This is a genomic window from Williamsia sp. DF01-3 (genome assembly GCF_023051145.1).
Classification (GTDB): domain Bacteria; phylum Actinomycetota; class Actinomycetes; order Mycobacteriales; family Mycobacteriaceae; genus Williamsia.
The window spans coordinates 4,400,151-4,412,987 of sequence record NZ_JALKFS010000005.1; the positions used below are offsets into that span (position 1 = coordinate 4,400,151).

Here is a 12,837-nt window from a genome sequence, read left to right on the forward strand (position 1 = left end):
TTCAGGTGGGTCTTCTCGCGGTGGATCTAGCCGACGCTCGTCAGGTTCGAGGGCTTGCCCTCGCTGTCGACCGGACCGACGAGCAACGTCTTGCTGCAGATCGATGGCAACTGCGGGATCGCGGTGCCGTTGCAGGTGAACTTCAGTCCGGCCCCGATGGGGAGCGGGATGTCCTTGGCTGCCTTGAGCGCTCCGGTCACCGTTGCGGGCGAGATGTCGCCGGTCAAGTTCTCGATCACCCGGTACAGGCCGAGAACGCCCTGGTATCCGGTGTAGCCGTAGCCGCCGATGTCGGTCTCCGGCGCGTACTGCGCCATCACGGAGCGGTAGAGCACCGAGTCAGGATCGTCTGAGTAGATGTCGACGGTGGTGAAGTCCTTGATACCTTCCATGACCGGTCCGCCAACGGCTTTCACCACGTCAGGGGCGACGCACGTGGGCACGACCAGTCGGTCTTTGCCCGGGGCGACGGTCTGCATGGTCTTCAGCACCGAGATGCACATGTTGGCGTCGCCGACGATGGCGACGGCATCGGGGTTGTCGGACAGCCCTGCGGTGAGCTGCGGCGTGGGGTCGGGCACCGCGGTCGGAATGGGTACGACCTTGAGTTCGATACCTGCCGCCTGGAAGATCGGGTTACCGATCGCGGAGATCGCCGCGGGGGTGCCTCCACCGTCACCCGACATGAGGGCCAGCTTCTTGATGCCGTTCTGCGCCGAGTACTGAGCCATACCGGCGAGCACGCCGGGCAGTCCGGCGGTGAACATGAAGGAGTCCGGCGAGGTCAGCTCGACGGGGGTGACGCCGACCGGGCCGACGTACGGGATACCTGCGCCCGAGAGGATCGGCAACATCGCCGGGCCTTGGGCTCCACCGGGAACCACCACTGCGACAACACCTTGCTCGACCATCTGGTTGGCGCAGTTCGTGGCCGAAGCCGGCTCTTCCTGCTGCTTGCAGATGACGAGTTCGACGGGCCGTCCGTCCACCCCACCCGCGTTGGCGTTGATGTATTCGGCTGCCGCCTGAGCGGTTTCGCGGTTGGCCGGGAAAGAGGCGAACGAGCCGCCTTCGCTGTTGATGAAGCCCACCTTGATCGGGGCGCCTGTGGCCGCGTCCGCCGGCAGGGATGTTGTGGGCAGTGACGAATCCGGGGAGTCACTGTCGGAACCGTCGCTGCACGCGCTGACGCCGAGAACTGTCAACAACACCGAGGCACCGACACCGAAGATGACTTGGCCGCGGCTGCGACTTGTCCTGCGTGACTTCATATTTCATACCCTTCACGATCCATGGATGGGGCGATCGAGCGCCAGACGCCATCGCCCGGCCATCCACGACGGAGGACTGGTTTCTCAGTGGGCTCGCGAGGAGCGGGAGATGGGGCGGCTGGTGATGCAGATCACTTTGTTCGAAGCCAGTCAGACATTACGCACAGACATTCGTATCGTCAACCGTATAGACGGGTGTCCAGTTGTGTGATTGAGTGGAGATCTCGACAGCGGTCGCAGGCACCGGACCCAGCGCGCATTCAGCGCCAGGAACTGGCGAAAGCTATTAGACGACTTGACTATTGAAGGCGCGAGCGTTCAGGCCAGAATCTGGCGCGCGGCAGCCTCGAGCTGGTCCGCGACCTCGCCGTAGGACAGGTGACCCATACCCGCGCGAACCATCGCACCGGTGTAGACCAACTCCAGCAGTCCCACATCTCTGGAGCTCCCCTCAGACCCGACGGCTGCCACCAGGAGTCGATGGATCTCGCGGCTGATCTGGAAGCGGAGCTGTTCGACGTCGGAGTCATTGCTGAGCAATGCCTGCGTCACCGCCGCGGCGAACTCGGGCTCGTCGGCGACATTGAGGGCCAGGTACCGCAGCACGCTCACGACGCGCTCGATCATCTCCGGAGAGTCGTTGGCCGGAGGTGTGGCCGTGGTCAGCCGACGCCAGTACACCTCTGCGACGAGGTGTTCCTTCGAGGAGAAATAGATGTAGGCGGTCGCGCGGGCCAGGCCCGCCTTGGCCGCGACGAGAGGCACCGTCAGCTCCGAGTAGCCCACTTCGCCGAGTACCTCGACGGTGGCCGCACCCAGTTTCAACACCGTGTCGGCACGTTTGCCCGTCAGTCGTCGACGAGTGGCTTCAACCGGGGACTGATCAGGCACAGCTGGCAACGGTACCCCGACCGCCATGGGGGTCACCAACCTGCTCCGGCCGACCACTCGGCACAGGGCGCCTCAGGCGCGGGCCGTTCTAGGTCTGCGCCGAGGCGAAGTCTGTGATCGCCGCACGCACGGCCGACGACATCACCCCGCCGATGTGTCCACCCGGGTACCAGTGCACCGGCCCCGACCAATGGGCGTGCAAACGTTCCGCGGCGGCAACCGAGGTCACCCTGTCGTTCAGGGCGGCCACCACCAGACGGCGGTCCGCCTGCGCATGAGGTACCACCCTGAGGGGATCCACCACGCTCGTCACGTCCTGGACCGGATCCGACCGCAACAGGTCCGCGATCGCACGACCCCGGTCACCGCCGCGGAGCAGATGATGGGCCATGGTTGCGTGCAGGTCCAGCATCGGGACCACTGCGATCACCGATTGCACCTGCGGTTCGAGGCCGGCCACGATTGCGGCGACCGGACCACCCAGCGAGATGCCACCGACGGTGATGGGGGTCGGATCCTGCGCATGCATCCACCGGACCAGGGCACGGACCTCCGCGATCCCGCGAGCGGTGAGCGCGACGTTGGCCAACGGATCGAAGCCGGGGAAGGTCACGCCTTTGCTGCGTCGCAACCCATGCCCGGGCAGGACCGGGAACACGACGTTGTAGCCCAGTTCCTCGTGCAGGAACGCTGCGCGCAACGACATCAGGTCGTCGATCCGGCCCTGACCGGCGCCATGGATCCAGAGCAGCCACGGGTGCCCCCGCTCGCGGTGTTCGAGGACACGCACGGTCGCCGCCGTCTTGGTCTTGTCGCCCGAGAGCAGCAAAGCGTGGGGGTCTGGACTCGCGTAGTCGAGCCGCTCGTACGCCACCGGACCCAATTTTCGGCGGATCGACCGCTGGATTCGGAGCTCGGGGGGCTCCGGGTTCGCCTCGGTCATCGGCAGCGCCCTGAGCCTGCTGCCCACCAGCGCACACCTGTCCACATTCGCTCTGATGTCGTCTTCATCGGGCACGGCGCGCAGCAGCGAAAAGCCGGCGATGAAGAACTCGTCGAGCGCCGTTTCACCCACCTGGCGGACGCCGAACGCCGACGGTGGGATGCCCGTGGCCGCGGCGCGATGGCTGGCGCTGCGCGAGCTCAGCACCGCCCGGGGCAAGACTTCGGCCAGCAGCGACATCCGTGTGAGCGACGAGTCGAATCTGTTCTGCCAGCGGCCACGATCCGGCCCGGGTGTGGCCGTCATCGATCCAGCACCTCAGCCGTGCGCAGTGCCGAGGTCAGTTCGTCCAGAGACGACTGGACCCGGCCAAGGAATGCTGCCGGGTCAGCCATGGACTCGGGTGTGGTGATCAGGCCCATCGACAGTTGCCCCGCGTAGCTGTACGCGGTCAGGTTGACATCTGCCGGGGCTATCGCCAGTGCAAAAGACGTCCATTGCTCCACTTTCACGTCGCCGATCCATCGATGTTCTTTCGGTCCTGGCATGTTCGCCGTGGTGATGTGGTTCATCACCAGAGGCGCGATGGGCGCTGCGATCGGACGCGCCCAGGGTCCCAGGCGACCGGTGTAGGTCGCGAGATGCTCGGTGAGGTCGAAACCCAGCTGCCTGCGAAGGGACACGGCCGCAGCGCAACTCGATGCGGTGGCGCGCACCCGCTCGACAGGGTCGACGATCTCGGTGTGGAGGTAGACGGTGGCCGTCGCCAGCTCGTTGCCCTGGCGGCGGGGCGAGGAGAGGTCGCGGCACACCCCGAACATCCCGACGGCGGGACGATCGGTGCGCTCTCGGCGGGCCAGACGCTCCGCGCGGATCGCGCCTGCCACGATCCCGTGAAACGCGCCGTTGACGGTTGTGCCCGTGGCAACCGCCACCCGCCGCACGTCGGCGAGCGGAATCGACGCACTGGCACAGCGCCGCCGATGTGAACTCGGGGTGTTGAAGCTCGTGCGGTCGGCTCCCATGAAGTGGGGTACGGCTCGGCGCTGTTCGAAACGTCGGGCCGCCACCCCGGTGCGATACACATCTGCCACCACATGCGGTAGGTCGCGCATCAGGCGAACCGATTCTCGCCGGACCATCGCACGCATCTCGGCGCGTTCAGGAGGTGTGGCGTCGTCGACCGACCAGGGATTCGGTTCAGCCGCAGTCGCTCCCGGGCTGTCGCTTGTCACCGTGCGGAAACAGTTCAGCGCCGCCAGACCGTCCACCACCGCGTGATGCACCCGGATGACCACCGCCTGACGATCGCCCCGCAGCCCGTGTACCAGCGTCATGGCCCAGAGCGGCCGATCGCGAGAGAGCCGTTTCGTGGCGAGCGCGGCCAGCAGTTCATCGAGCTGCGATTGATCGCCAGGGGCCGGAAGGGTGTGCTCATCGATGTGGTGGGCGATCCGAAAGCTCATGTCGGGCACCCAGAAAGGACGTCCGCGATGGCCACGCAGCGCTTCGATCCGCTGAGTCGCCCGGGGGAAGTGGCCGAGATAGAGGGGTACCAGCGCGCGCAGTTCGGCGAGGGTCACCGGTGTGCCACGGTTCGACGAGTCCAGAATCGCGACCTTCAGGGTGTGCATCGGAGTCGTCGAGGTCTCCATGTTGAGCATCAACGCGTCCGGTCCGGTCATGCGCTCCATCGGACTACTTCACCCCGCTCTCTGTCCGCCGGCCCGTCGTGGACCGTGGCCGTTGCGTCTCATCGCCCGATCCGCCCGACTGCTCGTCGGCAGCAAACGGATCATCAACGGCAGTGGGACCTTCGAGACCGCTTGCCGCCAGTAACTCGGCAAGCGCCTCATCGAGCGCATCGATGATCTCCCACGGATCGGGAACCAGGTTCGGGTCGACGTGCAGACCGAAATCCATCCGCTCCATGTTCGACAGCACCGTGAAGTTCAGGCCCATCCCCTCCAGGATCACCGAACTGGGGTAGATGCCGGTGACCTTGGCGCCGCCCATGTACAGCTGGAGCGGCGGACCGGGGACATTCGAGATGAGGGTGTTGATCCGCAGCGGCATCCGTGAGATCAGCTCGGTCGAATGGATCGCCCGGATCGCGGTACCGAGGATCAGCGGGGCGGCTACTTCACCCAGCGACTGGATCTGCTTGGCGCTCATTGCTTTCGACATCTCCTTGGCGCCCGCTGCCGTTTCACTGACCGTCTTGAGTCGTTGAATCGGGTCATCGAGATGCGTGGCCAACTCCACGAACACAGTCGTGATCTGGTTGTCCTGCGTGTCGTCGCCTTCGGCGCGGGTCGACACCGGCACGCCCGTCACCAGAGAGCGATCCGGCAGGGCGTCGTGCGCGAGCAGATAGGTGCGCAGCGCGGTGGCACACAACGCCAGCACCACGTCGTTGACCTTGACCCCGTGCGCCTCCTTGATGCGACGGATGTCGTCGAACGCGATGCCTGCGAACGCCAGCTGCCTGCGGACTCCGATCGACGCATTGAACGGAGTGCTCGGGCCTCTCGGGATGGCCGAGGCCAACGATCCACCGCTGCGTGCCCCATCCAGTACGGCGGCGGCCTTGGAGAGAACGTCGAATCCATAACGCGCATAGGTCGCGGGGCCCTTGACCCATCTGTTCGCGAGACCGCCGACGACGTCGAGCACACCCTGATCGCCGGCGGATGATTCCTCGCGCGACGGCTTGGCCACCAGCGGCGCTGTCGCGTCTGGTTCGACATCGAGCATGGCGGTGGCGAGACCGGCGCCGGCGACACCGTCGAGCAGACAGTGGTGGTACTTCATGAGCAATGCCACCCGTCCACCGGCGAGGCCTTCGATCAGCCAGACCTCCCAGAGCGGGCGGTTGCGGTCGAGTTGGGCACTGAGAAGCAGACCGGCCACCTCGCCGACCTCTCGAGCGCCGCCGGGTGAGGGAACACCGATGCGGTGCACATGATGCCGGACGTCGAAATCCGGATCATCCACCCACACCGGGCGATCGAGCCCGAACGGGGCCTGCTTGAGCTTCCAGCGGAACTTGGGGGCGTACTCCATCCGCTCGCGCGTGAGCCGAACGACGTCGTCGTATCCGAGTCCAGACTCCCCCGGTTCCAAGATCGTGAGACCACCGACGTGTTGATGCCACGACGGTGTCTCGGCCGCCAGGAACAGCGAGTCGGTTCCACTCAAGCGCCGCATGGTGTCCTCGTCGGAGTCGATTGCGAAAACGAAAGGTATTCGTTTCTGTCGAATGCCATTCGTACAACCGCGACACTACGTTGTCAATCGAATCGACGCTGGTCTTCGGCGACATCGGGGCGTGAGCAGGCACGGACCGCGACAGCCAGATATGTCACATCACCGCGGGCCGGCCCTCGTCAGCCGTCGGTGGCCTGCAGCGGGTTCAGCTATTGAGGACCGCAGCGGTGACTGCGCCCTGAAGGATCTGTTCGAACACGTCGTCGGCGTTGCCCACGACATCGAAGAACCCGGACAGCTGCAGTGAGACGAACCCGTTGATGGCCGCGAACAGCGCGAGCTGCGTCTGCAGCACCCGGCCTTCGGGCACACCGGCGGTCCGGATCATCACCGCGAGGGCCTCCCCGCCTCCGCGCTGGCGGCACGAAATGCAGGCAGGTCGATGGGAACTCGCAACAGCGACCGGCATCGATGGGGCCAGCGCTCGCCATAATCGACGAATACCCTGGCCAGAACCCGCAGACCGTCCACCCCGGTACGCCCCATGGCGGCCCTACGCGCGAGGTCACCGAGTTCACGCATCGCGTGGAGTTGCAGTTCGCTGCGCAGTTCTTCGAGGCTGTGGACGTGGTTGTAGAGCGAAGACACCCGCACCTGCAATCGGGAGGCCAGTGCCGTCATCGTCAACGCCTCGGTACCCAGCTCGTCGACGAGCGCCTGCGCCTCGGAGATCACGCTCTCGCGCGTCATCCGGCTGCGGCGCGCGGCCCGCACCTCGGACGCCGCGGCACGCGTGGGCGAAGGGTGGTCAATGGACACTGAGGACTCCTAGCGACTAAAGAGATTCGTTTACAGACGCTACTCCTTCGTACCGAGACGGGGGAAGTCGCCAACAGCCAAGAGCCCGCGAGTATTGACACCTCAGATGGCCCTGTGACTGAATGAAACCAGGAAATGTGACGTAGGTCTCACATGTTTGCACTATGACACCACCACTCCTGGTCACCATCCAACAGCCCATCCACGCGACCACCACGAGGTGGCCGACTGCAGGACGGAAGAGCACTCATGTCCGGACCCCCTGTCACGTCAGACACGGTGCCGACGCATCCAGGCCGCACGAAAGGTCCACTGCGACCGTCGAAGACGGCGCTGATCCTCGCCGCCGTCGGACTGTTCTTCGTCGCGATCCAGGCCTACGGCTATATTGCGTGGCTTCTCGCCGATCCGGCGAAACAGCCAGAAGGCAACGACCCGGTGCCGGCCTCGGTGATGGCGAATGTCGATCGCGCGGAGGCGATCCTGATCGTTTTGACTGTTGTCTGGATCGCGGTTTTGGTCTTTTCCTGTTGGCGTGCAAAGGGACTCACGTGGCCGCTGCTGCTGACCTTCGCGTGGTCCGCGGTCTACTGGCAGGAACCCCTCGTCAACGCTCTGGACCACAACTTCACCTACAACGCCCATCTTCGCGATCGGGGCGACTGGGTGCGTCACCTGCCGTTCTCCCCCGTCGACGGGCCCACCCTCTCGCAGCCACTGTTCGAGGCCCTGGTGTTCTTCGCCTTGCTCCCCATCTTCGGTCTGCTCAGCTACGCCATCCTGCGAGGACTTCACCGCATCGGTCTCCACCCACCACTTCTGCTGGTGCTGTCGGTATGGCTCATCTTCGTCGTCCTGGACGCCGCATTCGAGATGGCCGGGATCGCACAGGGCCTGCTCGTGTGGAACCGGGTGGCCGACAACCTCGCGATCAGCGCGGGTACCGCCGATCAGTGGCCGGTGTACGAGGGCATCATGCTCGGCTTCCTGTGGGCATTACCGGGCATGCTCATGTTCTTCCGCGGGGACCACCGCTTCAGTGTTCTCGATCCCGGAATCGACGTGCTGCCGGGCGCCCTGCCGGTCGTCGTGCGACTGCTCGCCCTCGCGGGTCTTCTCAACGTGGCGTTCCTCGCGTACAACATCGCTCTGATGGTGTTGTCAGGGTCGACGGTCGCACCCGCGCCGAGCTGGTTGTCGCCGTGACCGCGCCCGTGGACAAGACAACGTTCTGCCGTATCTGCGAACCGATGTGCGGCATGATCGCCACCGTTTCGGACGGCCGCCTGCTCCGTTTGAGACCTGATCCAGCACATCCGCTGAGTGAGGGATACGCCTGTCCGAAAGGCATCGCGTTCAGCGACATCGTCAACGACGACGATCGGGTTCTGCATCCGTTGCGCCGACGGCCCGACGGTGGTTTCGATCGGGTGTCATGGGACTCGGCGATGTCGGAGATCATCGCCCGACTGCGCAAGGTGTACACCGAGCACGGTGGCGAGTCGATCGGCGGCTACCTCGGCAATCCATCGGTCTTCAACACCGGACTGATGATCTGGAGCGGACTGTTCTTCCAGATGCTCGGCAGCCCACACATCTACAGCTCCAATTCCCAAGACGCCAACAACCGTTACGCTGCAAGCCATTTCCTCTACGGCAACGCCCTCGCCGTACCCATCCCGGACATCGAGAGGGTGGAGCTGCTCGTTGTGGTCGGGGCAAATCCGGTTGTGTCCCACGGCAGCTTGATGAGCACTCCGCGGATTCGGGACAAGTTGGTCGGCGTCCGCCGGCGAGGCGGACGGGTGCTGGTGATCGACCCGAGGCGCACCGAGACCGCCCGTGAGTTCGACTGGATGCCCATCCGCCCGGACACCGATGCCCTGCTGATGCTGTCGCTCGTCAACGTGATGTTCGCCGAGGGGCTCGTCGACCTCCGAGCAGTCGCCGCAAAGGCGACGGGCGTTGTCGCCATCGAGAAGCTCAGTGCTCCTTATTCACCCGAGGCAACCGAGGAGCGAACGGGGGTACCGGCGGCGACAGCGCGCACGCTCGCGCGCGATCTGGCCGGCACATCTCGCGCAGCCGTCTACGGACGCGTCGGCACGTGTCTGGGCCGGAACGGTACGTTGACCACCGCCTTGCTCGACATCGTCAATCTGCTTGCGGGCAATCTCGACTCGGTCGGCGGCTCCATGTTCGGCACGATGGGCTTTCCAGCCGAGCGCGCGATCGCACGTGCCATGCAGCGGTCGGGCGGATTCGGCTGGGGCGCACGTACCAGCCGCATCGGCGGATTCCCTCAGGTGGCCGGGCAGGCACCGGCGTCATTGATGGCCAAGGAGATCACCACAGCCGGGCCCGGACAGCTGCGGGCGTTGTTCCTCTGCGCGGGCAATCCCGTGCTGTCGGTACCCAATGGCGCCGAACTCGCCAATGCGCTCGGGCAGACGGATCTCTGCGTGTCCTTCGACCTCTACCGCAACGAGACCAATGCCCAAGCCGACTTCATCCTCCCGGCTCCGAGCATGTACGAACGTCCCGATCACGTGCTGATGTTCCAGTCGCTCTACACCACACCCTTCAAACAGGCCACGGACCCGGTCATCGCGCCCATGGGTGAGAGCCGCCCCGAGTGGCAGGTGTTCAACGAACTCGCCGGCGGCCTTGCGGACCTGTCGACCAAGATGCGGGCAATGGCGTTCGTGGACAGAGCCTCTCGAAGGCTTGCGCGTCCGGTGGACCCGGAAAGGGTGATCGACGGCCTCATCAGATTGGGTCAGGGCGGCGATCGCTTCGGCATTCGTCGGCGTGGCCTGAATCTGGCGCGGCTGCGAGCCGAGCCCAGTGGCGTCGTGGTCGCCGAACACCTCCGTCCCGGCCGGCTGCGCACCGTGGTCACCCATCGTGGTCGCAAGGTGAAACTGGATGCACCGGAGCTCATCGAGGAGTGTGGGCGCCTCGATCTCGACGAGCCCGCGGACCTGCCACTGCTTTTGATCGGGATGCGTGAGGTCCGCTCGGAGAACACCTGGCAGCACAATTCGCCAATGCTCCTGCGCGGCGGGCGAAGTCACACGGCGCGTATGCATCCTGACGACGCCGATGCCCGCGGGGTCGCGGACGGTGACATCGTGTCGGTGCGGTCGGCGCACGGCGAGATAGTCCTGCCGATCACTGTCACGGCGGACATCTCACCCGGCGTCGTCGCCATCCCGCATGGCTGGGGACACAACGGCTCCGGCGGCTGGACACGCGCAAACGACGCCGCCCGTGCCGATTCGGGCAGCGGGGGGCCAACGTCAATCAGCTGATCTCCAGCGACCCGGCTGATCTCGAGCGGCTCGCGGGGATGGCACGGATGAACGGGGTTCCCATCGAGGTGATCGCCCATGCCCGACCGAGCTGAACCGGGGAACCCGGACCTCTTGGCTGGTCCGGCCGACCATCCGGTGACATGCCCACTGTGCGAGGCGATGTGCGGTCTTCGTGTCCACACCGAGGGCAACACCGTCACATCGATCCGCGGCGACCGCGAGGACGTATGGTCGCGTGGACACCTGTGTCCCAAAGGGACCGTCCTCGGGCACCTGCACGATGACCCGGACCGTCTTCGCGAACCCATGGTCAAACGCGCGAACGGCGAACATGTTCCGGTGTCCTGGGACGACGCGTACGAGGAGGCGGAGCGGGTGTTGCGACCGGTCCTCGAACGTCACGGGGCGCGGGCGCTGACCGTCTACGTGGGAAACCCGGCGGCACACAATGTGTCGCTGAGCTCCTACATCGGCGGCCTGATCGGGATGGGTCAGGCGGCGGGGATGCAGACCTACTACTCCCCTGGCACGGTTGATCAGTGGCCACTCAATGTGGTCGGCGCACTGCTGTTCGGTGGCATGTGGAACGCACCGATCCCAGACCTGGACCGCACGGATCACCTGGTGGCGCTCGGCGCCAACCCCGCTGCGTCACAGGGTTCGATGCTCTCGGCGCCGGACGTGATGGGCAAGATCCGCGGAATCTCGCGCCGCGGCGGCCGGGTCGTGGTCATCGATCCCAGACGCACCCGCACCGCGCAGGGTGCCGACGAGTGGGTACCCATCCGTCCCGGCACCGACGCCCTGCTGTTGTTCGCGATCTTGCACACCCTCGCCTCGAACGGCTGGGTGAAGCGGCCGCAACACCTTCAGGGCCGGGTCACCGGACTCGACGATGCGATCGCCATGGCAGCGCCGTTCGCACCCGAACGCGTGGCACCGGTATGCGGCGTCTCCGCCGACTCTATCCGTCGACTCGCCGCCGGGCTCGCACATGCCGATAGCCCTGTCCTGTACAGCCGGATCGGTTCGTGCACGCAGGAATTCGGGTCGTTGGCCACGTGGCTGGTCTTTGTGCTGAACACCGCGCTCGGCGCCATCGACCGCCCTGGGGGCGCACTCTTTCCGAAACCCGCGGTCTGGTCACCGATGTTCATGAAGCCGCCCGATCAGGATGCACCCGGGTGGCAGTTCGGCCGGTATCACAGCCGAGTCCAAGGCATCCCCGAAGTGTTCGGCCAGTTCCCGGTCAGTGTCCTGGCCGAGGAGATCGACACGCCCGGTGACGGGCAGATCCGCGCCTTCATCAGTGTGGCAGGCAATCCGGTGATCTCGGCGCCGGGATCGGCTCGGCTCGACGCCGCTCTCGGCACCATCGACGCCATGGTCTCGGTGGACAATTGGCTGAACGAGACCACCCGCCACGCCCATGTCATCTTGCCCGGACTGTCTCCGCTGGAACGTTTCCACGCCGACGACCTGTACTGGAACTACGCAACCGCGTCGTGTGTGAAGTGGTCCGAGCCGGTGTTCGCCCCGGACTCGGGCCGGCCCGCCGAGTGGGAGATCCTGCTACGGCTGAGCGGCGCCGTGCTGGGCACCCCGGTCCCCGACGTGGACGTGGCCGCCATGGACGACCTCTATGTCGGCGGCCTGGTGGCAACCCTGTGTACCAGCTCCGACACGCCTTTGGCCGGCCGCGATGCCACCGCTTCGTTTGAAGCCCTCCGGGGTGTGGGACCCGAACGACTCGTCGATCTGGGAATCAGGCTGGGGCCGTGGGGAGATGATCTCGGTCGAAGACCCGGCGGCCTCACACTCGACGATGTACGGGACCACCCGAACGGACTCAGGCTCGGCGAACTCGAGGGCGACCGTCTCGACGAGGTTCTGAGCACACCCTCGGGCACCATCGAACTGGTGCATCCGCACCTGACCGCCGACATCAACCGACTCGAACGGCGGATCGACCGCGAAGCCGACGAGTTGGTGCTCATCAGCCGGCGGCATCTGCGATCCAACAACTCGTGGCTGCACAACGTCCCCGCACTCATGCGCGGCCGCGACCGCTGCACCGTGTTGGTGCACCCAGCCGATGCTGCACGGCTGGACCTCATCGACGGTGCGGCCGCCGAGATCACCACGTCTGCTGGTTCACTCACAGCACCGGTGGAGGTGAGTGACGAGATGATGCCGGGGGTGGTGTGCCTTCCGCACGGTTGGGGGCACGGCGTGGCCGGCACGAGGCTCGCCACCGCCAACACGCACCCCGGTTCGAACTCCAATCTGCTCAATCCGCCAGAGCTGTACGACGTGCCGAGCAACACACAGGTGGTCAACGGCGTACCGTGCCGGGTCACATCGGCTGTCTCACAGGACCTTTGAT

The 12,837-nt window shown here is 65.6% G+C and carries 10 protein-coding genes; 3 read left to right on the forward strand and 7 right to left on the reverse strand.

The genetic code is table 11. From position 1 onward, the window contains the following. Window positions 1-26 precede the first annotated feature (26 nt). The 7 genes from MVA47_RS22740 to MVA47_RS22770 all read right to left on the reverse strand — a co-directional run bounded on the left by MVA47_RS22740 (window position 27) and on the right by MVA47_RS22770 (window position 7,134). A complete protein-coding gene (locus tag MVA47_RS22740; RefSeq protein ID WP_247209968.1) occupies window positions 27-1,271 on the reverse strand; it encodes an ABC transporter substrate-binding protein in 1,245 nt (414 codons plus the stop codon). Between the two features lie 318 nt (window positions 1,272-1,589). Further along, window positions 1,590-2,189 carry a TetR/AcrR family transcriptional regulator gene (locus tag MVA47_RS22745; RefSeq protein ID WP_081729679.1) on the reverse strand — a complete coding sequence of 200 codons (600 nt, stop codon included), beginning with the start codon at window positions 2,187-2,189 and terminating at the stop codon, window positions 1,590-1,592. A 61-nt stretch (window positions 2,190-2,250) separates the two neighbouring features. Continuing rightward, complete coding sequence (locus tag MVA47_RS22750; RefSeq protein WP_247209969.1) at window positions 2,251-3,411, reverse strand: alpha/beta hydrolase; 1,161 nt, start codon at window positions 3,409-3,411, stop codon at window positions 2,251-2,253. Beyond that, window positions 3,408-4,790, reverse strand: coding sequence for a wax ester/triacylglycerol synthase domain-containing protein (locus MVA47_RS22755; RefSeq protein ID WP_247209970.1), 1,383 nt, complete (start codon window positions 4,788-4,790; stop codon window positions 3,408-3,410). Before MVA47_RS22755 ends, MVA47_RS22750 begins: the two co-directional genes overlap by 4 nt. Window positions 4,791-4,803: 13 nt before the next feature. Further along, on the reverse strand, window positions 4,804-6,306 hold the full coding sequence (locus MVA47_RS22760; RefSeq protein ID WP_247209971.1) for a wax ester/triacylglycerol synthase family O-acyltransferase: 1,503 nt from the start codon (window positions 6,304-6,306) through the stop codon (window positions 4,804-4,806). Between the two features lie 214 nt (window positions 6,307-6,520). Beyond that, window positions 6,521-6,703, reverse strand: coding sequence for a TetR-like C-terminal domain-containing protein (locus tag MVA47_RS22765; protein WP_247211022.1), 183 nt, complete (start codon window positions 6,701-6,703; stop codon window positions 6,521-6,523). Next, complete coding sequence (locus MVA47_RS22770) at window positions 6,703-7,134, reverse strand: TetR/AcrR family transcriptional regulator (protein ID WP_247209972.1); 432 nt, start codon at window positions 7,132-7,134, stop codon at window positions 6,703-6,705. The genes MVA47_RS22765 and MVA47_RS22770 overlap by 1 nt, the downstream gene beginning before the upstream one ends. A 249-nt stretch (window positions 7,135-7,383) precedes the next feature. On the opposite strand from MVA47_RS22770, the gene MVA47_RS22775 reads away from it, so the two are divergent. The 3 genes from MVA47_RS22775 (at window position 7,384) to MVA47_RS22785 (ending at window position 12,836) form a co-directional block, all read left to right on the forward strand. Next, window positions 7,384-8,340: a spirocyclase AveC family protein gene (locus MVA47_RS22775; RefSeq protein WP_247209973.1), complete on the forward strand. Its 957-nt coding sequence runs from the start codon at window positions 7,384-7,386 to the stop codon at window positions 8,338-8,340. After that, the gene (locus tag MVA47_RS22780; RefSeq protein ID WP_247209974.1) at window positions 8,337-10,448 is read left to right on the forward strand and encodes a molybdopterin-dependent oxidoreductase; all 2,112 of its coding nucleotides are present in this window, start codon (window positions 8,337-8,339) and stop codon (window positions 10,446-10,448) included. The genes MVA47_RS22775 and MVA47_RS22780 overlap by 4 nt, the downstream gene beginning before the upstream one ends. A 78-nt stretch (window positions 10,449-10,526) precedes the next feature. Next, complete coding sequence (locus tag MVA47_RS22785; protein WP_247209975.1) at window positions 10,527-12,836, forward strand: molybdopterin-dependent oxidoreductase; 2,310 nt, start codon at window positions 10,527-10,529, stop codon at window positions 12,834-12,836. The last annotated feature ends 1 nt before the right edge of the window (window position 12,837 follow it).

Bases quoted from the DNA above. Each gene is read 5' to 3' on its own strand.
- MVA47_RS22740 (WP_247209968.1), bottom strand. From the start codon at position 1,271: ATGAAGTCACGCAGGACAAGTCGCAGCCGCGGCCAAGTCATCTTCGGT.
- MVA47_RS22745 (WP_081729679.1), bottom strand. From the start codon at position 2,189: ATGGCGGTCGGGGTACCGTTGCCAGCTGTGCCTGATCAGTCCCCGGTT.
- MVA47_RS22750 (WP_247209969.1), bottom strand. From the start codon at position 3,411: ATGACGGCCACACCCGGGCCGGATCGTGGCCGCTGGCAGAACAGATTC.
- MVA47_RS22755 (WP_247209970.1), bottom strand. From the start codon at position 4,790: ATGACCGGACCGGACGCGTTGATGCTCAACATGGAGACCTCGACGACT.
- MVA47_RS22765 (WP_247211022.1), bottom strand. From the start codon at position 6,703: ATGATCCGGACCGCCGGTGTGCCCGAAGGCCGGGTGCTGCAGACGCAG.
- MVA47_RS22775 (WP_247209973.1), top strand. From the start codon at position 7,384: ATGTCCGGACCCCCTGTCACGTCAGACACGGTGCCGACGCATCCAGGC.
- MVA47_RS22785 (WP_247209975.1), top strand. From the start codon at position 10,527: ATGCCCGACCGAGCTGAACCGGGGAACCCGGACCTCTTGGCTGGTCCG.